Below are 23,224 nucleotides of genomic sequence, written 5' to 3'. Positions count from 1 at the left end.
ATTTAAATGACTAAACCACCATATCATGATGATCAAGCGTCATTTTCCGCACCCATTGAAGATTTGCAAGTGCGAATTACATTTTTGGATGATTTAGTTGAACAATTAAATCAACAACTCGCTATTCAGACTCAGGAAATAGCTGATTTGAAAAAACAAATGCAATTTCTTTATCAACGTGTGGAATCGTCGGATTTGTCAGAAGGTATTGCACCTTTTGATCCATTAACCAATAAACCTCCTCACTATTAATAAAATGGCAAGTTCAACACTTGCCATTTTATTAGGGAATATCTTCAATTTTACTTAAAAACCATGTAATACGATTTTCCCTTTTGTTGTGCCACTTTCAATTTGCTGATGAACTCGTTTTAAATTTTCAGCATTAATAGGGCTTAAAACCTCCGTCACGGTCGTCTTAATTTTCCCTTCATCCACCAGCTTGCTGACCTCATTTAATAGTTCACTTTGTTTTGCCATATCTTCGGTTTGGTACATTGAACGCGTGAACATAAATTCCCAATGTACCGATACGGATTTAGATTTAAACGGCTTAATATCTAATTGTTCTGGATCATCAATAAGTCCAAAATGGCCTTGTGGTGCAATCAACTCTACGATATCGGTTAAATGCTGATCTGTTTGAGTGGTCGAGAACACATATAAAGGTGCCGTTAAATCTAATTGCTTGATTTGGGCTGCTAAAGGCTGACTATGATCTAATACATAATCTGCTCCAAGTTGCTTAACCCATTCTTGAGTTTCTGCTCGTGAAGCTGTTGCAATAATCGTTAAGTTAGTTAATTGTTTAAGAAGCTGAATAGTGATTGAACCTACACCGCCAGCTCCACCAATCACTAATATTGTTGTGTTTTCTGGCGCATTCTTTGGAACTTGCAGGCGATCAAAAAGCATTTCCCACGCGGTGATTGCAGTTAAAGGGAGAGCAGCTGCCTCGGTTGCTTCTAAAGTTTTTGGTTTATGACCCACAATACGTTCATCAACAAGCTGTAATTCGCTATTACTGCCTTGGCGATTAAGAGCACCTGCATACCAAACAACATCGCCAATCTTAAATTGAGTAACTTTGTCTCCAATCGCTTCAACGATACCTACTGCGTCCCAGCCAAGCGTTTTCCACTGATTATTCTCAGGGCTTACATTCTTGCGGATTTTAGTATCTACCGGATTTACTGAAACAGCTTGAACACGAACAAGTAAATCATGGCCTTCTGCAACGGGAGTGTCGAGTTTAATATCCATGAGTGCTTCTGATGATGTAATAGGCCCCGCTTTTTGATATGCCACAGCTTTCATAATGATGATTCCTCTTGTTGAGAGTTTGATCATATCGTAAGCTTAAAATGAGTGACTACAGACAAATAACGCTCATAGTGTCAAAAAGGATACTGTAAAATGGCAAAAGCAAGACATTCAAGTTTTGATTGTTCTCCGGGATGTTCCGTTGAGGCGGCGATTAGTTTGATTGATGGAAAATGGAAATGCGTCATTCTTTGGCATTTATTTAATGAAGGCACCTTAAGGTTTAACGAAATTCGAAAGCGTGTTCCGAGCATTACCCAAAGAATGCTGACAAATCAGCTACGCGAATTGGAACAAGATGGAATTATTCATAGAGAAGTTTATCCTCAGGTACCGCCTAAAGTGGAATATTGCCTGACTGATTTGGGACAAAGTCTTGAGAAAATTCTGTTTGCTTTAAAACAGTGGGGAGATGCTCACATTGATCAATTTGGAAAGCTGACACTTGTTGATAGCCATCCGAATCCTTAATGATATTTGAGTCAGCTCATCGCAATTTGCACTGTGAAATCTCAATATTTTGGGCCTTGCGATCTTATCGGGCATTATTTTTATGATGAAACTTGCGTTTTCTGGTCAGCTTATGCAACTCTAATAAAAGAGATTAATAGGTTTTGCTATGGACAATATGGGAATTTGGGTTACCGTTATCATTGTTCTTTTCGTACTAGGCTCCATTTTTGGTTTAAGAGTGAGCCCACGTGAAAAGGCACTTGGTATTATGCGTGATAAAGCTCGTAAAATGGGTTTACACCCACGTGTAATCGTTGCACCTGAATGGACACATGTCCCAATGGCGACTGAAAAGCGTGCCAGCATGGTTGCTTATTATAGTGTATTGATTCCCGATGCTCGTTTATCTTTAATGCGTGCTCGCGTTATAGACGGCAAATTAAAAGTGGTTCAGGGCGATGAGAAATTTAATGATTCTCCCATTGCATTAAAAGGGATTTATGCTATTGATATGCAGGCAAACTGTGTAGGGCTTTATTGGGATGAGGAATCAGACCTGAGAGCAACACAATTAGATGAGATGAAGGCTTATCTGTTGAACTTGGCTAAAGCCTGATTTTTAAATTTATTGGTATAGGAATAACATTTTATATGGCGAATACCTCGCGCTCTGCATCTCAAAGCACAGCACCTACTGCACCTGCTGCACATAAACGTGCCTTAGTGATTGTGGAGTCGCCTGCCAAAGCGAAAACCATCAATAAATATCTGGGTTCGCAATACATTGTAAAGTCTTCTGTAGGTCACGTGCGTGATTTGCCAACAGGTGGCAGTAAATCAACTGAGAAAAAGCCGGCTGCCCGGACGAAACTCACTGAAGCAGAAAAAGAACAAAAAGCCAGTCAGGCTTTAGTTAATCGTATGGGGGTTGATCCTGAACATGGTTGGGAAGCTCATTACGAAGTTCTGCCAGGTAAGGAAAATGTTGTTGCTGAACTAAAAAAACTCGCCAAAGATGCTGATGCAATCTATCTCGCAACGGACTTGGATAGAGAAGGGGAAGCCATTGCTTGGCACCTAAGAGAAGTTATTGGTGGTGATGACAGTCGTTATCATCGCGTGGTATTTAACGAAATTACTAAAAATGCCATTCAAGAAGCATTTAAACAACCTACGCGCCTAGATTTAAATCGAGTTAATGCTCAGCAAGCACGCCGTTTCTTAGACCGTGTTGTTGGTTTTATGGTTTCACCATTACTTTGGGAAAAAATTGCCCGTGGTTTATCAGCAGGTCGTGTACAGTCTGTAGCGGTGAAACTGGTTGTAGAGCGTGAAAGAGAAATTCGTGCTTTTATTCCGGAAGAATACTGGCAAGTTTTTGCAGACACGCAAGCTAAGAAAGATGACATTCGTCTTGAAGCAGTTAAGCAAGCTGGTAAAACCCTTAAACTGAAAAATAAAGCTGAAACTGATGCTTTATTGGATGTTTTAAAAGGTGCTGAATATAAAGTTGCACAGCGTGAAGATAAACCAACTAAGGTGAATCCAAGTGCTCCTTATATCACTTCAACGTTGCAACAGGCTGCAAGTACTCGTTTAGGTTTTTCTGTAAAGAAAACCATGATGCTGGCACAGCGTTTATATGAAGCAGGTTTTATTACCTATATGCGTACTGACTCAACGTTCTTGAGTGATGACGCAGTAAGCATGGTACGTGCTCATATTGAAAGTCAATTTGGTGAGAAGTATTTACCTGCAAAGCCAAATCGCTATGGTAACAAAGCGGGTGCTCAAGAAGCCCATGAAGCCATTCGTCCGTCAAATGTTGCGCTTACAGGTGACCAACTTGCGGGTGTAGAGCGTGATGCTCAACGTTTGTATGATTTGATTTGGCGTCAGTTTGTTGCATGTCAAATGACTCCAGCAGAATATTTATCTTCGACTTTAACGGTTGAAGCTGCAAATGTTGAATTAAAAGCAAAAGGCCGTACGCTTGTATTTGATGGCTTTACACGAGTTCGTGGTGCCAACAAGTCTGATGACGATATTATTTTGCCTGCTATTAAAGTAGGTGAAATCTTAAAATTAGAAAAGTTAGACCCAAGTCAGCACTTTACTAAACCACCTGCACGTTTTACTGAAGCTTCTTTGGTTAAAGAACTCGAAAAACGTAGTATTGGTCGTCCTTCGACTTATGCCGCGATTATTTCTACCATTCAAGAACGTGGCTACGTTAAGTTAGAAAACCGTCGTCTTTTCGCCGAAAAAATGGGTGAGATTGTCACGGATCGTCTTGATGAAAGTTTTAATAACTTGATGAACTATGCCTTTACAGCGGACCTCGAAGGACAGCTCGATAAAGTTGCAACAGGCGAGCGCAACTGGAAAGAGTTACTAGATACTTTTTATGGTGACTTCAAAAAGCGTCTTACCAATGCTCAAGGTGAGCATGGAATGCGCCGTAATCAACCGGTTGAAGTGCCAGCGGTACATTGTCCTGAATGTTCACGTCCAATGCAGATTCGTACAGGTACAACAGGCGTATTCTTAGGGTGTTCTGGCTACAACTTGCCACCTAAAGAGCGTTGCAAAGGTACTTTGAACTTAACGCCTGTTGAGTCCTTAGCGGCCCTTTCTGATGATGATGGCGCTGAAACTGCAGACTTGATGTCAAAACATCGTTGTGCGAAATGTGGCACAGCCATGGACAGCTATGTCATTGATGGTGGTCGTAAACTACACGTATGTGGTAACAACCCTGACTGCGACGGTTTTGAGCTTGAAGAAGGTGAGTTCAAGATTAAAGGCTATGATGGACCAACCATTCCGTGTGATAAATGCGACGGTGAGATGCAGCTTAAGACTGGTCGTTTTGGCCCGTATTTCGCTTGTACAAGCTGTGACAACACTCGTAAAGTCTTGAAAAGTGGTCAACCTGCGCCTCCACGTGTAGAACCAATTAAAATGGAACACTTACGTTCAACGAAGCATGATGACTATTTCGTATTGCGTGACGGTGCTGCTGGTCTGTTTTTGGCCGCAAGTAAATTCCCGAAAATTCGTGAAACACGTGCGCCAAAAGTTGCAGAATTACGTAGCGTTGCCGCTCAGCTTGATCCTAAATATCAATTTATTTTACAAGCACCAGATGTAGATCCTGAAGGTAATCCGACAGTTGTGAAATTCAGCCGTAAGAATCAATCACAATATGTAGGCTCGGAAACTCCAGAAGGCAAACAAACCAAATGGAGCTTAGTTTACCAAGATGGTAAATGGGTTGAAGGCTAATTAAGTCCACAATAAAAAATGCTAGCTCAGCTAGCATTTTTTATATCTAAAACAATAAAAGAAAATTTTAGTTTTATGGGGAAAAAGAATGTGGAAAAACATTCGGGTTTTATGTTTGTTAATTATTTTATTGATTGTTGCTGTTCAGGCATGGCGAGATCAAAACCAAGATTGGAATCAACCTATTGTTGTCGTTTTACACTCTATTAATGCCGATGGTTTACAGACAACACAGAGCTATATTCATCAGTTGCAATACTCTGATTTTGAGAAAATAAAAAACTATTTAGAGGAGTGGTCACAACATTATCGTGGTCAATCAGGAAAATTTGTAATTCGTTTAGGGCAACCGTTACAGCAACGACCTCCTGAGGTTCCTCAGAATGCCAATATCTTTCATGTAATGTGGTGGAGTTTAAAGTTTCGTTTTTATGCATGGCGACATCAACAACCTGAAGATAAAGGGGCATCACTCAAACTTTACTTAAACTACTATGATCCCCATTATCAAAAAGTTTTGATCCATTCGACTGCTTTGGAAAAAGGTCGTATCGGTAGTGTGAATTTATTTGCGACCAAAACACAAGCTTCACAAAATCAGGTCGTAATTGTTCATGAGCTATTACATGGCTTTGGGGCACAAGACAAATATGATTTACAAACCGGACAACCACTTTATCCTTTAGGTTATGCGCAACCTGAAAAAGTGCCTTTATATCCACAAACTGACGCTGAAATCATGGGTGGTCGAACACCGTTATCTGAGCAGAGCAGTAAAATGCCGAATGGTTTACATGAAACAATCATAGGTTTACCTACAGCCCAAGAAATTGGCTGGGTGAAATAAAACTGTGGATAAATACTGCTTTATCCACATCAATTGTTAAGAAACGATGCAGATTTTATACAGACAAAAAATGTGAAGTGCATCACTATTATTGGGTGGATGAAATTCTAATACCTGATAATAAGAGTGGCCATGATGAAAACTGTCGGTAATGATTTGGTACGTAATCAGTTACATGCTGATCGTAAGTGGTATTTGATATTAGGCTTTGTGCTTATTGGCTTCGGTCTGATTTTGTTTAGTTCATTACCATTTGCGACCTTTTCAGTGGTTTTTTTATTTGGAATACTGATGATGGTCGGAGGTGTTTTACATCTTGTCGCGGCCATTAGTGTCTTTAAAGGTGCAAGCCGTTGGTTATGGGCACTTTTTGGTGTGCTTTATTTAATGGCGGGCTATTATGCTTTTTCTACTCCCGTAACGACAGCGGTAGTTTTGACGAGCTTATTATCAATAGCACTGATTATTGCCGGAGCTATACGTACAGTAAACGCGATTTTACTTAAGCCAATTACGGGATGGGGCTGGACTCTATTTTCAGGGTTATTAACCCTCATTACAGGTATTTTAATTTTAGTTTCCAAAGATTCACCTTTTTGGGTATTAGGTATGTTCTTAGCAATTGATATCTTATTTCAAGGAATTAATTTTCTAGGTCTAGCTTCTGCGATTAAGCATCTACCATCTAGTTCAAAAACAGTATCTTAAATAAGAATATTGAATCGAAGAGCACTTTAGGTGCTCTTTTTGTTTTTAGGATGGGCAGACGCATCTGTGGTTGGGTCTGTTAAACTATGTCTTGGTGTTTTAGCGATATGTGTTATGAGTCTTGCAAAATTAATTAATGAACTAAATGCTCAGCAAAAAAAAGCAGCCACGACGTCTGCTCAGAACTGTTTAGTTTTGGCGGGCGCTGGTTGTGGCAAGACTAAGACAATTGTTGCTCGTGCCGCCTATTTAATTGACCAAGGCTTACCAGCAAACCAAATCCAGATTTTAACGTTTACTCGACGTGCTGCGAGTGAAATTGTTGCAAGAGTAGAGCAGCATGTAGGAGTACAGGCAAAGGGTCTAAGAGCTTCAACTTTTCATACTTTTTGTATGTATTTACTGCGCCGTAATCCACAAGCTTTTGGCTTAAATCAATTTAGTATTATTGATCGTGATGATCAATTACTAATGTTTCGTTTATTAAGAGGTAAAGACAAAGATAATGTTTTACCTAAAGCGGCAGAGCTGTGCGATTTATATTCCTATGCAAGAAATACTCAAACCAAACTTTCTGAAGCATTAATCAAACAGCTTCCAGATGCATATGAGCATAAAACTCAAATTGCTGAGTTGATGAAAACTTATGAGCAACGTAAAAGAGATCGTAACTTTTTAGATTACGACGATATCTTGTCAATTGTGGCTGTTCATTTACAAAACTCAGAAGCGTTGACCAACTGGGTGGCAGGCTTCTGTCAGGCATTGCTAGTTGATGAAATGCAAGATACAAACCCTTTGCAATGGGCCTTGTTACAGCCCTTAATTGGTAAAGTGAAGTTGTTTTGCGTGGGTGATGACGCTCAGTCCATTTATGGCTTTCGCGGCGCCGACTTTGAAAATATCCATTCTTTTAAAGAACGAATACCTGATGCAGAAGTACTTACACTCGCTTTAAATTATCGCTCGACCCAAGAAATCTTAGATTTATCGAACTGGCTGTTGGCACATAGTCCAATTGATTATCAAAAACAGCTACAAGCACATCGTGGCCAAGGACAAAAGCCACAGCTACATTTGTTTGGTAATGAATTTGAAGAAGCAAACTGGATTGCACAAGATTTAATAACGCGCCATCAACAAGGAGCAAACTGGCATGATCATATGGTTTTGGTGCGCTCTGGCTATAGTGCCCGATATCTAGAAGGGGCTTTTATTGCGGCTGAAATACCTTATCGTTTTATTGGTGGGGTAAAGCTTCTTGAGTCAGCCCATGTAAAAGATGTACTGAGCCTGCTACGTATTGTGAGTAACCCTCACGATGATTTGGCTTGGATGCGCTTTTTAACGTTGTGGGACGGTATTGGCGATGTTGGAGCGAGTAAGTTAGCCCAAGAGCTAATGGGAATCGCTGATGTTGAAGAACGCTGTCAACGACTTGAACGCCATGGTAAGGTCCCTTTACAAGCGATTTTAATTTTAAAACAGCTAGATGTATTACAGCAGCATGTTGAAGCAAGTATTGACTTGGCTCTCGATGCTTTAGGTGAACAGCTAGAGCAAAATTATAAAACTAAAGATTGGTCGCGCCGTTTAAAAGACTTTGATTTGGTTAAGCAACTTGCACGCAAACATGCGTCATTAGGTGAATTCCTTGAAGAATATGTGCTTGAACCGATTTCTGTTTCTGAAATTGAAAAAGCTGCTGATCAAGATTTGGTAACTTTAATTACGATTCATTCAGCTAAGGGTGCTGAACAGAAAGTTTGTTATGTGCCTCATGTATCGCCAAATCAATATCCTTATGCAAGAGCACAGGGTGATTTTGATGATGTTGAGGAAGAACGCCGTGTGCTGTATGTGGCCTTAACACGTGCTGAAAATGAATTAATCTTGACGAAACAAAATCTTAATACGTGGTCGCAAGACACGTATGACGAGCAAGGTCGTAAAGTCGAGAGTTATTTCTTAAATGATTTACCTACACATTTAGTTCAAGCAAAGATACATAGACAAGTACCTCAGCAATTTACTAAAAAACAATGGAACAGATCTCCTGCAGTAAATTTAGGTTTTGGTATCGATCTGGACTAAACTACTGTATAAGACGCTGTGATTACTTAAATGTATATTGGCCCTCCCTTTTATTGCCAATTAAGGTTAGAAAATGAAGATATTAGTTCGTAATTTAGATCGTGCTGTAAGTGAAGCTGAAGTTTTAGAGTTGTTTAAGGCATATGGTAAAGTTGATACATGTGTTCTTGTGACTGATAAAGACACAGGTAAATCGAAAGGCTTTGGTTTTGTTGAAATGCCTAATCCACGTGAAGCGATTAAGGCAATTAAAGGCTTAAATACGCTTAAAGTTAAAGGCCACGGAATTCGGGTTAAATCAGCTGAAGAATAAATTGTTCTTATGAAAAGACAATTTTTAGCTCTCTCGATTGTAACGCCAAATGGTACTCGTATTGCTGAAGGTGTAAAAATACTTGAAGTGCGTTCATGGATGCCTACACAGTTACCAGTGAAAGATCTATTAATTGTCGAAAACCAGAACTTTCTGGTCAAAGATACTGATGAAGAAGAAGGAGTTGCTGTCGCTTTAGTTGATGTCGACTCTGTTCATGCTTGGCGAAATGATGAAGTCAAATTAGCCTGTGCATCTGCTTGGAGTGAAGGGTACTTCGCTTGGGTCTTAAGTAATGTGCGCCCTATAAAACAGCCAGTAAAAATTTTAGCTAAACGTAAAATTTATCAAGTTGAGCTGGATTTACCATAAATAACGTTGATTTTATCAATGGAGTCGTTAAGCTAAGAATAGCTGTTGCAATGGCGATTTTAAAACAGGAAAGTTTATTTATGTCACGTGTTGCTCGTTATCATGCCGATCGTACCAATCAGAAGCTCTATTTTGCACGTCTAGCGTGTCAACAGGCAGAGCAGACCGATCATGTGCAACAGGTACAAGCTTACCGTGAAGCAGCTGTATTTCATTTACATGGCGCAATGTTAGCCTTCTTACAAGAATTGGTACGTTATTACCGTTTAAATGATTTGCAACCCACTTTAAAATCTATTGAGGAACATATGGCGGCAAAAGGACAGGTTTCTCCTGAAGTGTCCGTTTTGCAGCAATTGGCAAAAGATGGTTTTGTTGCGGAGTTAAAACGAGCTTATCGTATGTGCCAATACGCCCCAGAACCAAAAGAACCGACTCCAGAAGAAGAAACTTCTTCTAATCTCATTATTAAAGTGACACAAGGGCCTCAGTCTTGGTTGCCAGATGTTAAAATCTTGCGTGAATGGCACCGAGAATTAAGTCATTTAATTGATGGTTTTCGTAACGAAATGGTCGAGTTCTAAAATTAAACTGCCTAGATGCTTGAAATTTAGACTAGGTGTGCCTATATAAATAAGACAAGAGATGCAAAGTGCAAGGGTGCTTTGCCACCATGTTGAAACATGGAGGAAGTATATGTCTATACAGCAATTGAAAGAGTTATTTGGAAATCAAGAAGCAGTGTTGGAATTAGTTCAACTCGAAGGTGGTGAACTCGCCTTGCGTAATGCAGGTTCTGAGAATGAACCCTTGGTTAAAATTCAATTTAGCGATGAAGTCAAAGCAATCTTGGGTGAGCAGACTCCAGTTGTTGCTCAGCATATGATTCAGGCTGCATTATTTGGACTGCTGGAAAAGCAGGTAAACGAGTGGCAGGCTGAGGTATTAGACGAACAGCCTAAATTCTTGAGTTAAAAAAAGCGTACTCTTGAGTACGCTTTTTATATGGGTCAATGAATTGTTGACTGATGAGCCAACTCGATCTGATTTAATATGTGGTGGCTCATATTCTTTGCCATTTCTTCTTTTGCATAGAACACTTCACCAATATTTTCGTCACGGATAACAGCAGCTTCTTCTTTGCTTTCCGCGCAAATTAATACCTGAATTTGAGGGTTTAATTGCTTGGCAATCGCCACAATACGGTGAATATCTAAAATGTCCATTGGTGAGATCACCAAGAGTCGTGCATGCATAATATGTGCTTGAATTAAAACACTTGGTTCGGTAGCAACACCGCTCACCGCAGCAATATTTGCCTGACGCAGTTTTTCTACGATTTCACGATTCTCTTCTGCAATAACGACCTTAATATTCTCATTAATTAAATTTTCAGTAATACGTCGTCCTACACCGCCATATCCCACAATCACAACCTGATCACGTAAGTAAGCTTGATCAACTTCATCGGGTAACATTGCTAATGGGTCACCACTACGTTCAAGAAGTCGGGCTAAGTGAGAACGCTCACGAATCCAGCGTTGTACAGGCTCAATGGCTGAGAAGATGAATGAGTTAAGCGTAATTGAAAATAAAGCACCTGCTAGAATCAGATTTTGAGCTTCTAAACTTAATAGGCCTAAAGAAACACCAAGGGTTGCCAAAATAAATGAGAACTCGCCAATTTGTGCAAGGCTGGCCCCAACTGTTAAAGCTGTATTGATTGGATAGCGGAAGAATAAAACCAATGCCATTGCAGCAAGTGTTTTACCCACCATAATAATCGCAATAACAGCTAAAATATGTAGTGGACTCTCCACAAGAATATGTGGATCAAACAGCATACCCACAGAAACGAAAAATAAAATCGAGAAAATTTCACGTAGTGGGAGAGTCTCTTCTTCTGCACGATGGCTAAAGTCTGATTCTTTAACGACCATGCCTGCAAAGAATGCTCCTAAAGCCATTGAAACCCCAAAGATGGCATATGAACCATAGGCAATCGAAACGGCAGCAGCGACGACAGTCAGCGTAAATAGCTCTCTTGACCCTAAACGAGCAACGAACTGCATGATAATCGGCACAACGCGCTTGCCTACAATGAGCATAAAGGCAATAAAGCCAATCACCTTTAATAAGGTTATCCCAAGTGTTAACCAGATATTACCATCTGCACCTGCTGGTGCTTTGCCACCGAGTAAAACAGCTGTAGCTGGAAGAAGTACTAAAACGAGTACCATCACCAAATCTTCGACTAACAGCCAACCCACAGCAATTTTGCCGTTAACTGAATCTAAAAGACCTCGGTCTCCTAAGGCTTTTAATAATACTACTGTACTCGCACACGACAGACTTAAGCCAAAAACGAGTGCAGAGCCAAAACTCCAGCCCCATAGCATTGAAACGCCAATACCCAGTAAGGTTGCAACAGCGATTTGTAAAATTGCACCTGGTAAGGCAATACGACGAACTAATAATAAGTCTTTTAATGAAAAGTGCATCCCTACACCAAACATCAAGAACATTACCCCGAGTTCTGCAAGCTGGTTGGCAAGGTGAATATCTGCTTCTATACCTGGTGTATTTGGGCTAATAATAATTCCGGCAATTAAGTAGCCGATAAGAGGGGGAAGTCGTAATCGGGCTGCAATATAGCCAAAAATGAGGGCAACGCCGAAACCAACAGCAAGTAAAATAATTAAATCTACGTCATGCGGCACTAAAAACTCCTTTTACGTGAGTTAGGCTAAAGACAAGCATAAAAAATGCCAAGGCGGAATGTAGAGAAAGTTTAACAAAAAGGTAGGTATAAAAAAAATGCAAAAAAAAAACGACTTCATAAAGAAGTCGTTTTTTTCGAGGCTAAAATTATTTGATTTTAGCTTCTTTGAAAATCACGTGTTGACGGATTTTTGGATCAAATTTTTTGATTTCCATTTTTTCCGGCATAGTACGTTTGTTTTTAGTCGTGGTATAGAAGTAACCTGTACCAGCTGAAGAAACGAGGCGAATCTTATCACGCATTGCTCAGACTCCTTAGATCTTTTGACCTTGAGCACGAAGGTCTGCAACAACCTTTTCGATACCCAATTTGTCAATAATACGCATACCTTTAGTGGTTAAACGAAGACGTACAAAACGTTTTTCGCTTTCTAACCAGAAACGGTGGTGGTGCAGGTTCGGCTCGAACCGGCGCTTGGTTTTGTTGTTGGCGTGTGAGACGTTGTTACCAACGACTGGACGCTTGCCGGTAACTTGGCAAACCTTAGACATGGTGTAACTCCATTGATTCAGCCAACAGCAAATCTGTGGCCAGTCATACTAAATGTAAACGGATGAATTCATTCAAGGGGCGTTTTATACCAAAAATACGATTAAAAGACAAGCGAAATTGGTAAAAACGAGGCATGATTTAGTATAACAGATCATGCCTTGATCAGTTAGCGCAACAAGGTTTTCGAAATGAAACGATGAATAGGCTTATTGAACGGTGGAAGAATGTATTTAAGGCTATAAAGTTTTGGATTTGACATCACCGAACGCTCATGAGAAAGGCTAAAAAAGCCCTCTGGTCCGTGATATTTACCCATACCTGATGCGCCAATTCCGCCAAATGGTAAATCGTCTTGTGCAACATGGGTAATCACCATGTTAATTCCGAAATGCCCTGAATGGGTGTGCTGTGCAATATAATCAGCTCGCGCTTGATCATAGTCAAAATAATACATCGCTAAAGGACGTGGGCGACTATTAATAAACTCGATGACTTCTTCTATTTGGTCATATTCTAAGATCGGTAGAATAGGCCCGAAGATTTCATTTTGCATAATATCCATTGCAGTTGTCACGCCAGTAACTAAAGTCGGCGCAATTTTACGGACATCATCTAAAATTTCATTTTGCGGGTTAATTTCAACAATACGTGCACCTTGATCACGAGCATTTTCGAGATAGCCCTGAATACGGTTGTACTGTTTATCATTAATAATAGAAGTATAGTCTTGGTTATTGCGGAAATGAGGGTACATTCCAGCCACAATCAATTTAAAGTTTTCAATGAACTCGGCAGTTTTGCCTCTTGGTAAGAAAATATGATCCGGTGCAACACAAGTTTGTCCAGCATTCCATAATTTTCCTACCGCAATACGTTGAGCTACATCTTTCATGTCCATTGACGCATGCACAAGGGCAGGAGATTTTCCACCTAACTCAAGAATCACGGGAACAAGGTTTTGAGCTGCGGCTGCCATTACTGTTTTACCAACAGAGGTTGAGCCTGTGAAAATCATTTTGTCAAAAGGCAAATGACTAAAAGCATCTGAAATAACGCCACCACCATTCACCACAGCCACTAATTCTTGTGGGAATGCTTCTGCTAGTGCACTTTCAAGGACTCGTCCAAAGTTTGGAGAAGCGCTAGAAATTTTGATCATGGCATGGTTGCCCGCAGCGAGTGCACAGATCAGAGGACCAACCGAAAGTAATAATGGGTAATTCCATGGTGTAATAATACCAATGACACCCATAGGCTGATATTGTACCCAACCTTTTGCAGGCTGATGTAATACACTAATATGGCGTTTTGATGGTTTCATCCACGCAGTTAGGTGTTTACTGTAGTACTTGATCTGCTCCAAACTGGTGAGTAACTCACCAATTTTTGTTTCCATAACTGCACGATTACCATAATCAAGGTTAATTGCTTCGGCAATCTGATCTTGATATTTTACCAAGACTCTTTTAAGACGAGCTAAACGATCAATACGCTCTTTAGCAGTGGGTACCGGATGGCGTAGGTAAGCCAGCTTTTGTTGTTCAAGCAAATCATGTAAATGCTTAACATCATAAGGAAGCTGAGTCTCTGGATTTGTTTTTGTTTGACTGTTCATCGGTACTTACCAAATATATTGATATACTTATTTTTTAGAGTAAATACTCTAAATAGTCAAGTCAGTTTATGTGTTCAAGTCTTAACCATGTGAATTATTAAAGGTTATTAAAATGTCTCAACCTAAAGCTCTGAAGACAAAAGACCGGATTTTACAAATCAGTTTGCAGCTTTTTAATGAGCGAGGTGAACGGTCAGTTACAACCAATCATATTGCTGCGGAGTTGGGGATTAGCCCTGGAAACTTGTACTACCACTTTCGAAACAAGCATGAAATCATTAAGGAATTAATGTACCAATATCAGGTTGAGACTCTAGATATGCTCTCTTTACCTGAAGACAGACCATTAACGACCAATGACAAAATCAACTATTTTCAGGTATTAAGTGGTCAACTTTGGAGTTACCGTTTTATTCATCGTGATGTCTATCATTTAGTTGAAAGTAACGAAGACTTTAAAAAGATTTATCCGCGTTTTGCGGGGCAGGTGATGCAGCAAGGGCAAAAGATTTATCAAGCCTTTGTCGATGCTGGTCTTATGAAAATGACGCCATCTGAAATTGAAGCGCTCATTATTAACTTGTGGATTGTATTAACCAACTGGACAAACTTTTTATATATGTCTGGCCATATCAGTGACAATAACCATTTAGAAGAAAAATGGGTTTGGCAGGCTTTACGTCAAATGGTTTTCCTTGAAGGTCCTTATCTTATGGGGGAAAGCCGAGCAACTTACGAGCAGTTGCTTGATTCACTGGGACCTTCTGATCTATTCGCCAGCTTGTCTTCGTTAAAAGATGAATAGTTGTGCTTGCCTATTTAGAGCGCTAGAATACTCGGCTTATTAAAAATTTGACTCAATTAAGTGATATTAACCAAATGAATATGACCACTGCCAATACAGCCCGTTTACTGATTACTTGTGAAGACAAGCCTGGGATCGTACAGGCTGTATCGAGCTTTTTGTACCATCAAGGTGCAAATATTACCGCGCTTGATCAGTATGCGACGGAAGCTCAGGGCGGACGTTATTTCATGCGCGTTGAATTTGAACTTGATCATTTACAATCGCGTAAAGATGCCTTAATTCAAACATTTGCTGCGAACGTTGCTGAGCGTTATGGTATGCAATGGCGTCTTGCTTTCGTAAATGATATTAAAAAGGTGGGTATTTTAGTTTCTAAAGTCGACCATGCCTTACTTGAATTATTATGGCGTCATGCACGTGGATCGTTACCTTGTGAAATTACACATGTCATTTCTAATCATGAAGATTTACGTGAATCTGTTGAGAACTTCGGTATTCCATTTACTGTAATTAAAGTCACTAAAGACAATAAAGCTGAAGCTTATGCACAAATTGATGAAATGATGCAGGGCAATGACTTATTGGTTCTTGCACGTTATATGCAAATTCTAAGCGAAGATTTTGTTGCGAAATGGGAAATGAAAATCATCAATATCCACCATTCTTTCTTGCCAGCTTTCGTGGGTGCTAACCCATATAAGCAAGCTTATGAAAAAGGTGTGAAGTTGATTGGTGCGACAGCTCACTATGTGACTGCTGATCTAGACCAAGGCCCAATTATTGAGCAAGACGTTGAGCGTGTAAGCCATGACTATAATGTTGAGCAATTACGTGAGCTAGGTGAAGATGTTGAGCGTAATGTATTGGCTCGAGCAGTAAAATGGCATTTAGAAGACCGTATTATTGTTGATGGCAATAAGACCGTTGTTTTTTAAATAACGCTTATCTTAAAAAGCACGCTTCTTGCGTGTTTTTTTATATTAAAAATATTATTGAAACGATATAACATAACAATATTGAATGAATTTATGTTAGGATCCGATCTATTCACAGTGAAATTAGCTTAACTATATAAGTTAAAGTAAATACATTGTGAACAAGAGATACCAATTCATGTAACTATCTGGAAAACAAAAGCAAAGACACTCAACTGATACAAAGGAGTGATTTAGAGCAAATGTTTTTCTCAAAAAATAGTTGCAAATGAAAACACTTCTCATTTATTATTGTGGCACTTTATTGTTCTATCCGATGTTTGAAATCGTTTCTATAAATCGAAATCTGAAATCATCATCCATTAGGTAATTAGATTCTTATGAGTCAATCTTCCGCAGCCTTAAACTCTCCCAATCCGATGAAAAAGAAAGTCATCACTGCACTAATTGCGGTTGCAATTGGTCATATCGGGGTCTTATGGGCGGTCAGCCATATTAAGCCTGCTGAATTAAAGCCAATCGAGAAGAAGCCTTTACAGGTACGTTTCGTAAAAATTCAAGAGCAACCAAAACCACTACCTCCTAAGCCAAAGGAACCGCCTAAAAAGCCGGAACCTAAAAAAGAGGTAAAAGAAGTTAAGGTTGTTGAAAAACCTGTGACGCCACCTAAAAAAGTGGAAAAAATTCAACAGGTGAAAAAAGCTGAAACACCAAAAGAAACAGTAAAGACAGAACCTAAAGTTGAAACTAAAGTGGTAACAACAACGACAACTGTTACTGAAAAAGTCGTTGAAAAACCGAAGCCAGTGGTACAAGAAGCGCCTAAAGCTCAACCTGCTCCAGATCCATCACCGAAAAGAGTTTCAATTGGTGGTTCGGGTGTACAGTGGAGCCGTTCACCACGTTTAACAGTTTCTTCAAAAGATTTACAAGGCGAAGCACGCTCTGTCATGGTACTCATTGAAGCCGATGAGAAAGGCAAGATTATTAATGTACGAGTGACGAGAAGTAGTGGTATTTCAAGTCTAGATGACAAAGTTGTCCGTGCTGTTCGCGGTGCGAAATTTAAACCTTATATGGAAAATGGTGTTGCTTATCCAATTAAAGCAGAGCAACCCTTTGATTTAACCCCTTAAATGAATTTGAGTCCCAACGGCTAACCTTAATCAGGAGTTCAATATGAACTTTTCAATCTATTGGCAACATGCAGATGCAGTGAGTAAAACCCTGTATTTCATCTTATTGGCAATGTCGATTGCTACCTGGACAGTTTTCATCTTACGTTTGATGGGGACTCGCCAACTAAAACAACAAGCTTATGCTCAACTTTCTCAGGCTATCACTTCGCTAAAAGCAAAGTTACAGCCTTTGAGTTTTGAACAGCGTAAAGCGGTTGCAGAGCAGGCATTACTTCGTCAGATTTCTGCTGAAAAAGCCAATGCTGATAAAGGTATTTCGGTTTTAGGAACGATTGCTTCAATTGCACCATTTGTTGGTTTGTTTGGTACTGTTTGGGGTATTTTCCATGCGCTTGTTGCCGTAGGTAAAAGCGGACAAGCAGGTTTGGCTCAAGTGGCTACACCAGTAGGTGAAGCACTTATTATGACGGGTCTTGGTCTTGCAGTTGCGATTCCTGCGGTATTGGCTTACAACATCTGTGTACGCGCTAACCGTGGTCTTGCTCACGACTTACAAGATCAAGCGCATAGCTTGTTAATTGACACGATGTTGCAGCAAGACTCAACTGTAAAGTCTGACGTTAAAACTGCACAGCAAAGTTACGTTGGAGGTCAAGCTTAATGGCTTTTCAATTGGGTGAAGACCACGATAGTGGCATGAATGAGATGAACCTCATTCCGCTAATCGACATTATGTTGGTGTTAATGATCATCTTTTTGGTCACAGCAACAGTTGCCAACCCATCGATTCCATTAACGCTTCCTAAAACAACTGCTGAAATTATTGATCCACCACCAAAAGCAATTACGATTAGTATCAATGCAAATGGTGAAGTGGCTTGGGATACTCAAGTAATTAGCCTAGATGAGCTTCAAAAACGTTTCCAAGAAGCAGGTCAAGGTGATGTAAAACCAACAGTCCAACTTCGTGCTGATAAAGAGTCGAAGTATGATACTGTTGCTCAGGTAATGTCTCGCGCCAGTGAAGCCGGACTGAGCGATATTGCCTTTGTCAGTGAAAACTAAAATTTAGTTTACTCAATAAAAAAGCAACCAAATTGGTTGCTTTTTTATTGCTCTGATTTATTGATCTTTCATCAGATGCTGGAATTTACTATATAGCTTGAGCAACTTAGGTGGAATCGCAAAGTTGCAATAACCTTGTGAAGGATTCTTTGCATAGTAATTCTGATGATATTCTTCTGCTGGATAGAATGTCGGAACAGGGGATAGTTCAGTCACAATATCAAGATCATCATCTTTTAGCGTTTGAATCGTATGTTCTGCTGCTTGCTTTTGCTCTTCATTATAATAATAAATAACAGAGCGATATTGCGTGCCGATATCATTACCTTGGCGATTTAAAGTCGTTGGATCATGAGTCGCGAAGAACACATCGAGTAATTGGGAGTAAGTTACTTGCTGTTCATCAAAGTCGATTAAGATCACCTCAGCGTGCTGGGTGTCTCCTTGACATACTTGCTCGTAGGTAGGATTAGTCGTGTGCCCACCTGCATAACCGCTCGTTACTTTTTCTACACCGCGTATTTGTAAAAATACAGCTTCGACGCACCAAAAACAGCCGCCGCCAAATAATGCCTGTTGCATTGTTTTTCCCTCTATTTCCTGCCTATTACAATAGGGTTTATGTATTTAAAATACAAAGTAAAGCATGTATAAAAAAGTAAAGAAAAGTGCATTACTTATTTCATTTAGCTTTAGGTAAACCTTGTCGAACGATTTGAGAGAAGTGTTCACTACTCTGATCTGATAGCTGTTCAAAATTTTCAGTTCTTGGGTTGATATGCGCAATTTGATACCACTGTTTTAAGCTGATATTTTGATTAAGTGCTTTAAGATCATATAAATAATTAGGTAAGTAACCTGAGGCGATTAGACGATAATCTTTAGGAAGTTCATATGGGTTAATCGCTTGAACCATATCAAAAATTAGAGTTGTACAGTTACTGGTAAGCGTGTTGTACCACTTGGGTTCTTCACGTAACTCATCCGCTTTCTTAAGATATTCTAAAAAAAGCGCTTTTTGCTCAGAACGAGGCATATTGACTGGAAAATTATAAACTTGCTCTTTACGGATGTTGCTACGCGTGTAGACAATATCTTTTTCATCAGAAGCAATGAGGCTAAGTTCATATTTCCTAAAAAAGCCCCCAATTGCTGAAAACTCTTCGCTTTTTTCTTTGCGAATTTCGATCGAGAAAACTAAAGGTTGCTGATTCTTAAATTCGAAGCTGACCAGCGTATGAGCAATTTGTGGTCCCATCCAGTAAGAGGCAATGATGTTTATGCCATTTAACTGGTTAAGATCAAAAGTTCGGGTTTCCCACCGCACATCATAAGTACCATCGGGATACCAGTTGAAGTTACGAACATTATGCAAAGTGATTACATCGCCGTGCTTTTCATAGCTCAGTATATTGGCAACTTCAGGGTTCCATTCGCGATCTTGACGTGCAGTAATGGAAAAATACCAGACGAGAGAGCATGCAAATGCCAGAATATAAATTACGATATCGGTACGGCGGCTAATAATATGACCTTCGACATATAAACCTACCATACTCAGTGCAAAAGCAATCCAGATACCGATAAGTATGCGGCTACCTAACCATCCGAAAGGTTGTTGGACCCAGAGCGCTACGCATACCCAAATACTAGAGAACACAATAAACAACGTGAATAGACTATGTAACAGCCAAAAAACTAGACCGATAATAAATTCACGTGTTCCGATATTGTGCATAAGTATCCATAGAATTATTTTTTATAAGTGGCAAACTCGAATGAAGTTCCTGATTTTTCATCAACTTGCTGTTCACTCGCAGTTTTATGAAATTCACTCGGTATAGTTGGATAATGTGCATCACCTTGCACATCTAAGTCAACATGAGTAAGTTCAAGACGGTCTGCAATCGACAAAGTTTGCTTGAATATCTCACCGCCACCAATGATGAACAATGCTTGTTTTTCGGTATTTTTTACATCTTCTAAAGCTGCATTTAAAGCATCTTCAATTGAATACGCAACTTTAACACCGTCAAATTGCCAGTTAATGTCACGGGTAATTACCCAGTTTACACGGTTTGGTAGAGCACGCCCCATCGACTCAAGGGTTTTACGGCCCATCACAACCACACCGCCTTGGGTGATTTCTTTAAAATGTTTTAAGTCGGCAGAAATATGCCATGGCAACGCATTGCCTTTACCAATACAGTGATTCTTGTCCATTGCCACAACGTGGACAACTTCTACATTTTGCCATGCCATATCTTTATTCTCTAAACCGTAATCTAATGAAATTTAAGCCGTCGTTATACTGCAACTGGTGCTTTAATTGCAGGATGTGATTCATAACCTACAATTTCAATATCTTCAAATTTAAAATCAAACAAGTCAGTTATTTCTGGATTTAGTTTCAATTGGCATAGTGGTAATGGTTCACGTGTCAATTGAAGTTTAGCTTGTTCAAAATGGTTAGCATAAAGATGTGTATCGCCACCAGTCCAGACAAAATCACCTACACCTAAACCACATACTTGAGCAATCATATGGGTGAGTAGAGCGTAACTCGCAATATTAAAAGGTACGCCTAAGAACACGTCGGCACTACGTTGATAAAGCTGGCATGACAACTTATTGTCTTGTACAAAAAATTGGAAGAGCGTATGGCAAGGTGGCAATGCAACTTGTCCAGCTTCATTTGGGTTCCAGCCAGAAATAATTAAACGGCGTGAATTTGGATTAGTTTTAATTTCATTAATTAACCATTTAATCTGGTCAAAGCCATCTTGATTATAAGTACCATCTGCCTTTTTGGTTGCGCCGAAATTACGCCATTGATGACCATAGACTGGTCCAAGTTCATGTTCTGGGCGACCAAAACGAGCAGTTTGTTCAGCTGTTGCCCATTCATCCCAAATTGAAACTTTATTGTCTTTTAGATATTGGACGTTGGTGTCGCCTTTTAAAAACCAAAGTAACTCAATCACGATAGAACGAAAATGAACTTTTTTTGTGGTGAGTAAAGGAAAACCTTTAGAGAGATCAAAACGCATTTGATGACCAAATACAGAACGGGTTCCTGTGCCTGTACGGTCGCCTTTGTCACCGCCATTATCAAGGATATGTTGTAGTAGGTCTAAATATGCACGCATAACACTCTCGAGTTCGGATTAATTCCATCAAATAGAAGGGGGAGATAGCTCAATGATAAATAATTACGCAATAGTGCTGCTTCATCATGAACCACTGAAGATGATACCTGTTGTAGCTCAAGATGAAAATCTAAAAATGGTTCTATAACATTTCGATGGACGCAATTACTCAAAACGTTTAGCGCGATTTTGATAAATTGAAACAAGAAAAAATCCAACCAGTACAAAGCCTAGAGCTTGTATCGTTGCGATCCAATTGTGTTGAGGTGGCAGCACCCACATCACAATAGCAACAATAATGAGAGGATAAATTTTAACTAGAAACTGAAAGTTAGATTTATGTGAGCTACGATCTGAAATCTTTGTTTTTAAATATTGTCCGAAGTGAAGCCCAAAACCTAACACAAGACTAAGAATAGTGTAGATCGGCGATAAGGGCTGAACTTGATTGGCTGCATAAATTGCAACACAAACCACAATAATAAAGATAAGTTTGATGTGGCGCGGAGCGTTGTACCAATAAGCCAACATATATCAAGCCTATTTATTAAAAAGTGATTGAGGTGAAAAGATAAAAGCTGCAAGTGCCATAAAAGCAATTCCTTGAACACCCCAGACCAGCAAGTTCGGCATTGTTTTAACAAAGATAAGTGCAAATAACAGTGCGATAGGGATCCAAGTCAGCAGGCGGTAAAGTAAGCCAGTCGGATTTTTTTGAGCAAAATGTAATTTAAAATAACGGCAGATTAAAAAGATAACACCCGTTCCAGTAAACATGAGAATCGTATCTAAAGGCAAAGGCTGGTATTGATATAGTCCAATACAAATAGCCAAAGTAATAATTAAAATCACTAATTTTTTAAATGTCGGGACTTGTGTGTCAAACCAGAATTCCAGCATGGCATATCTTCATTTTTGGGAGAGTAAAACTGTAGCATAAAAAAGAAAAGAGGAGCCGAAACTCCTCTGATTTATCATATTAACTGTTCTTTTGTGGACCCCAGTCATAAATTTTCTTTTGATAGGCATACCACATCATCCAAAGGCCAATCAGTAACATTGGAACGGTGAGGATCTGTCCTTTAGTCATCCAACCAAACAAAATAAAACCTTGGTCTGCATCTGGTTGACGGAAGAATTCCATCACAAAGCGTGCAACGCCATAACCCATTAAGAATAGAGCAGAAACGGCCATGCGTGGACGTGGTTTTGAACTAAACCACCACAAGATAATAAATAGAATTAAGCCTTCACAAATCGCTTGATAAATTTGTGATGGATGGCGTACCAGTTGTAATGGATCAGTTGGGAAGATCATACCGAATGGATAATTTGGGTCAGTTACCGCACGACCATATAACTCTCCACCAATGAAGTTACCAAAACGTCCAAACATTAGGCCAGTTGGTACACATGGCGCAATAAAGTCGAGGGTTTGGAACCATGTTTTTTGGTATTTTTTACACCAAAATAACATCGCAATCATGACGCCTAAAAAGCCGCCGTGGAAACTCATACCACCTGTCCAGACTTGAAAGAGCCAAATCGGGTTTTCAAGGAATTTATCAAACTCATAGAAAAGGACATAGCCGACACGACCGCCCAGAACGACACCTAAGGCACCGTAAAACACCAGATCGGAAACCATTTCTGATGTCCAGCCATCACGCTGTTTGGCACGGTAGGAAGCAAGCCCCCAAGCACATAAAAATGCCAATAAATACATGAGTCCATACCAATGGACTTGAAGAGGTCCTAGATGTATTGCGACCGGATCGATATTAGGATAGGTCAGCATTGCTGCTCCTTGATCTTACGTTTTGACAGATTGTAGCGGAATG

27 protein-coding genes and 1 pseudogene are annotated in these 23,224 nt (G+C 39.7%); 16 read left to right on the top strand and 12 right to left on the bottom strand.

Annotated features, from left to right (window positions below):
- Positions 1-6 precede the first annotated feature (6 nt).
- Positions 7-252, top strand: coding sequence for a SlyX family protein (locus HLV59_RS16305; RefSeq protein WP_002115104.1), 246 nt, complete (start codon positions 7-9; stop codon positions 250-252).
- Positions 253-306: 54 nt separating this feature from the next.
- Here the strand turns inward: HLV59_RS16305 and HLV59_RS16300 are convergent, their stop codons facing one another.
- Entirely contained in the window at positions 307-1,317 is a 1,011-nt protein-coding gene (locus HLV59_RS16300; protein WP_171430382.1) for a zinc-binding alcohol dehydrogenase family protein, read from the bottom strand.
- Between the two features lie 99 nt (positions 1,318-1,416).
- Between HLV59_RS16300 and HLV59_RS16295 the strand changes: the two genes are divergently transcribed.
- From HLV59_RS16295 to HLV59_RS16250, 10 genes are all read left to right on the top strand, one after another.
- Complete coding sequence (locus HLV59_RS16295; protein WP_016144254.1) at positions 1,417-1,794, top strand: winged helix-turn-helix transcriptional regulator; 378 nt, start codon at positions 1,417-1,419, stop codon at positions 1,792-1,794.
- Between the two features lie 148 nt (positions 1,795-1,942).
- Positions 1,943-2,392 carry a hypothetical protein gene (locus HLV59_RS16290; protein WP_004842579.1) on the top strand — a complete coding sequence of 150 codons (450 nt, stop codon included), beginning with the start codon at positions 1,943-1,945 and terminating at the stop codon, positions 2,390-2,392.
- A 35-nt stretch (positions 2,393-2,427) separates the two neighbouring features.
- Entirely contained in the window at positions 2,428-5,064 is a 2,637-nt protein-coding gene (gene topA, locus HLV59_RS16285) for a type I DNA topoisomerase (protein WP_171430381.1), read from the top strand.
- An 88-nt stretch (positions 5,065-5,152) separates the two neighbouring features.
- Positions 5,153-5,911 carry a hypothetical protein gene (locus HLV59_RS16280; protein ID WP_125699073.1) on the top strand — a complete coding sequence of 253 codons (759 nt, stop codon included), beginning with the start codon at positions 5,153-5,155 and terminating at the stop codon, positions 5,909-5,911.
- Between the two features lie 126 nt (positions 5,912-6,037).
- Positions 6,038-6,619 carry an HdeD family acid-resistance protein gene (locus tag HLV59_RS16275; RefSeq protein WP_079748234.1) on the top strand — a complete coding sequence of 194 codons (582 nt, stop codon included), beginning with the start codon at positions 6,038-6,040 and terminating at the stop codon, positions 6,617-6,619.
- 114 nt (positions 6,620-6,733) lie between these two features.
- The gene (locus tag HLV59_RS16270; protein WP_171430380.1) at positions 6,734-8,713 is read left to right on the top strand and encodes an ATP-dependent helicase; all 1,980 of its coding nucleotides are present in this window, start codon (positions 6,734-6,736) and stop codon (positions 8,711-8,713) included.
- 73 nt (positions 8,714-8,786) lie between these two features.
- On the top strand, positions 8,787-9,026 hold the full coding sequence (locus HLV59_RS16265) for an RNA recognition motif domain-containing protein (RefSeq protein ID WP_171430379.1): 240 nt from the start codon (positions 8,787-8,789) through the stop codon (positions 9,024-9,026).
- Positions 9,027-9,035: 9 nt separating this feature from the next.
- Complete coding sequence (locus HLV59_RS16260) at positions 9,036-9,398, top strand: ASCH domain-containing protein (RefSeq protein ID WP_062849569.1); 363 nt, start codon at positions 9,036-9,038, stop codon at positions 9,396-9,398.
- A gap of 80 nt (positions 9,399-9,478) precedes the next feature.
- Positions 9,479-9,982 carry a DUF6586 family protein gene (locus HLV59_RS16255; RefSeq protein WP_005066079.1) on the top strand — a complete coding sequence of 168 codons (504 nt, stop codon included), beginning with the start codon at positions 9,479-9,481 and terminating at the stop codon, positions 9,980-9,982.
- Positions 9,983-10,094: 112 nt separating this feature from the next.
- A complete protein-coding gene (locus HLV59_RS16250) occupies positions 10,095-10,373 on the top strand; it encodes a hypothetical protein (protein WP_002114792.1) in 279 nt (92 codons plus the stop codon).
- Between the two features lie 35 nt (positions 10,374-10,408).
- Here the strand turns inward: HLV59_RS16250 and HLV59_RS16245 are convergent, their stop codons facing one another.
- The 4 genes from HLV59_RS16245 to HLV59_RS16230 form a co-directional block, all read right to left on the bottom strand.
- Positions 10,409-12,118 carry a cation:proton antiporter gene (locus HLV59_RS16245; protein WP_016144261.1) on the bottom strand — a complete coding sequence of 570 codons (1,710 nt, stop codon included), beginning with the start codon at positions 12,116-12,118 and terminating at the stop codon, positions 10,409-10,411.
- A 148-nt stretch (positions 12,119-12,266) separates the two neighbouring features.
- Positions 12,267-12,422 (bottom strand): 50S ribosomal protein L33, encoded by a 156-nt coding sequence (gene rpmG, locus HLV59_RS16240; protein WP_001205031.1) that lies wholly within the window; start codon positions 12,420-12,422, stop codon positions 12,267-12,269.
- Between the two features lie 12 nt (positions 12,423-12,434).
- Positions 12,435-12,671, bottom strand: a complete 237-nt coding sequence (gene rpmB, locus HLV59_RS16235; RefSeq protein WP_000048256.1) for a 50S ribosomal protein L28 — start codon at positions 12,669-12,671, stop codon at positions 12,435-12,437.
- A gap of 167 nt (positions 12,672-12,838) precedes the next feature.
- Complete coding sequence (locus HLV59_RS16230; protein ID WP_002115149.1) at positions 12,839-14,287, bottom strand: coniferyl aldehyde dehydrogenase; 1,449 nt, start codon at positions 14,285-14,287, stop codon at positions 12,839-12,841.
- 112 nt (positions 14,288-14,399) lie between these two features.
- Here HLV59_RS16230 and HLV59_RS16225 point away from each other — a divergent pair, with 112 nt between their 5' ends.
- The 5 genes from HLV59_RS16225 to HLV59_RS16205 all read left to right on the top strand — a co-directional run bounded on the left by HLV59_RS16225 (position 14,400) and on the right by HLV59_RS16205 (position 18,234).
- Entirely contained in the window at positions 14,400-15,092 is a 693-nt protein-coding gene (locus HLV59_RS16225) for a TetR/AcrR family transcriptional regulator (RefSeq protein ID WP_016144262.1), read from the top strand.
- A 74-nt stretch (positions 15,093-15,166) separates the two neighbouring features.
- Positions 15,167-16,030: a formyltetrahydrofolate deformylase gene (gene purU / locus HLV59_RS16220; RefSeq protein WP_016144263.1), complete on the top strand. Its 864-nt coding sequence runs from the start codon at positions 15,167-15,169 to the stop codon at positions 16,028-16,030.
- A 380-nt stretch (positions 16,031-16,410) separates the two neighbouring features.
- Complete coding sequence (locus HLV59_RS16215) at positions 16,411-17,166, top strand: energy transducer TonB (RefSeq protein WP_016144264.1); 756 nt, start codon at positions 16,411-16,413, stop codon at positions 17,164-17,166.
- Between the two features lie 43 nt (positions 17,167-17,209).
- On the top strand, positions 17,210-17,830 hold the full coding sequence (locus tag HLV59_RS16210; protein WP_001011664.1) for a MotA/TolQ/ExbB proton channel family protein: 621 nt from the start codon (positions 17,210-17,212) through the stop codon (positions 17,828-17,830).
- Positions 17,830-18,234, top strand: coding sequence for an ExbD/TolR family protein (locus HLV59_RS16205; RefSeq protein ID WP_000885432.1), 405 nt, complete (start codon positions 17,830-17,832; stop codon positions 18,232-18,234). Before HLV59_RS16210 ends, HLV59_RS16205 begins: the two co-directional genes overlap by 1 nt.
- Positions 18,235-18,291: 57 nt before the next feature.
- Here HLV59_RS16205 and msrA read toward each other — a convergent pair whose 3' ends face one another.
- The 7 genes and pseudogenes from msrA to lgt form a co-directional block, all read right to left on the bottom strand.
- Positions 18,292-18,816, bottom strand: coding sequence for a peptide-methionine (S)-S-oxide reductase MsrA (msrA, locus tag HLV59_RS16200; protein ID WP_031947289.1), 525 nt, complete (start codon positions 18,814-18,816; stop codon positions 18,292-18,294).
- 100 nt (positions 18,817-18,916) lie between these two features.
- Complete coding sequence (locus HLV59_RS16195; RefSeq protein ID WP_171430378.1) at positions 18,917-19,972, bottom strand: DUF4105 domain-containing protein; 1,056 nt, start codon at positions 19,970-19,972, stop codon at positions 18,917-18,919.
- A 14-nt stretch (positions 19,973-19,986) separates the two neighbouring features.
- Positions 19,987-20,496: a dihydrofolate reductase gene (locus tag HLV59_RS16190; RefSeq protein ID WP_003654807.1), complete on the bottom strand. Its 510-nt coding sequence runs from the start codon at positions 20,494-20,496 to the stop codon at positions 19,987-19,989.
- A gap of 44 nt (positions 20,497-20,540) precedes the next feature.
- Complete coding sequence (thyA, locus tag HLV59_RS16185) at positions 20,541-21,383, bottom strand: thymidylate synthase (protein WP_031947292.1); 843 nt, start codon at positions 21,381-21,383, stop codon at positions 20,541-20,543.
- A 176-nt stretch (positions 21,384-21,559) separates the two neighbouring features.
- Positions 21,560-21,914: pseudogene (locus tag HLV59_RS16180) on the bottom strand (hypothetical protein); the annotation flags it as partial.
- 9 nt (positions 21,915-21,923) lie between these two features.
- The gene (locus tag HLV59_RS16175) at positions 21,924-22,283 is read right to left on the bottom strand and encodes a hypothetical protein (protein ID WP_031947294.1); all 360 of its coding nucleotides are present in this window, start codon (positions 22,281-22,283) and stop codon (positions 21,924-21,926) included.
- A gap of 79 nt (positions 22,284-22,362) precedes the next feature.
- Positions 22,363-23,181 carry a prolipoprotein diacylglyceryl transferase gene (lgt, locus tag HLV59_RS16170; RefSeq protein WP_031947295.1) on the bottom strand — a complete coding sequence of 273 codons (819 nt, stop codon included), beginning with the start codon at positions 23,179-23,181 and terminating at the stop codon, positions 22,363-22,365.
- Between the last annotated feature and the right edge of the window lie 43 nt (positions 23,182-23,224).

Source organism: Acinetobacter lactucae, from assembly GCF_013122135.1.
Classification (GTDB): domain Bacteria; phylum Pseudomonadota; class Gammaproteobacteria; order Pseudomonadales; family Moraxellaceae; genus Acinetobacter; species Acinetobacter lactucae.
Note: the sequence above shows the minus strand (reverse complement) of the source record. Positions and strands in the feature narration are given on the sequence as shown.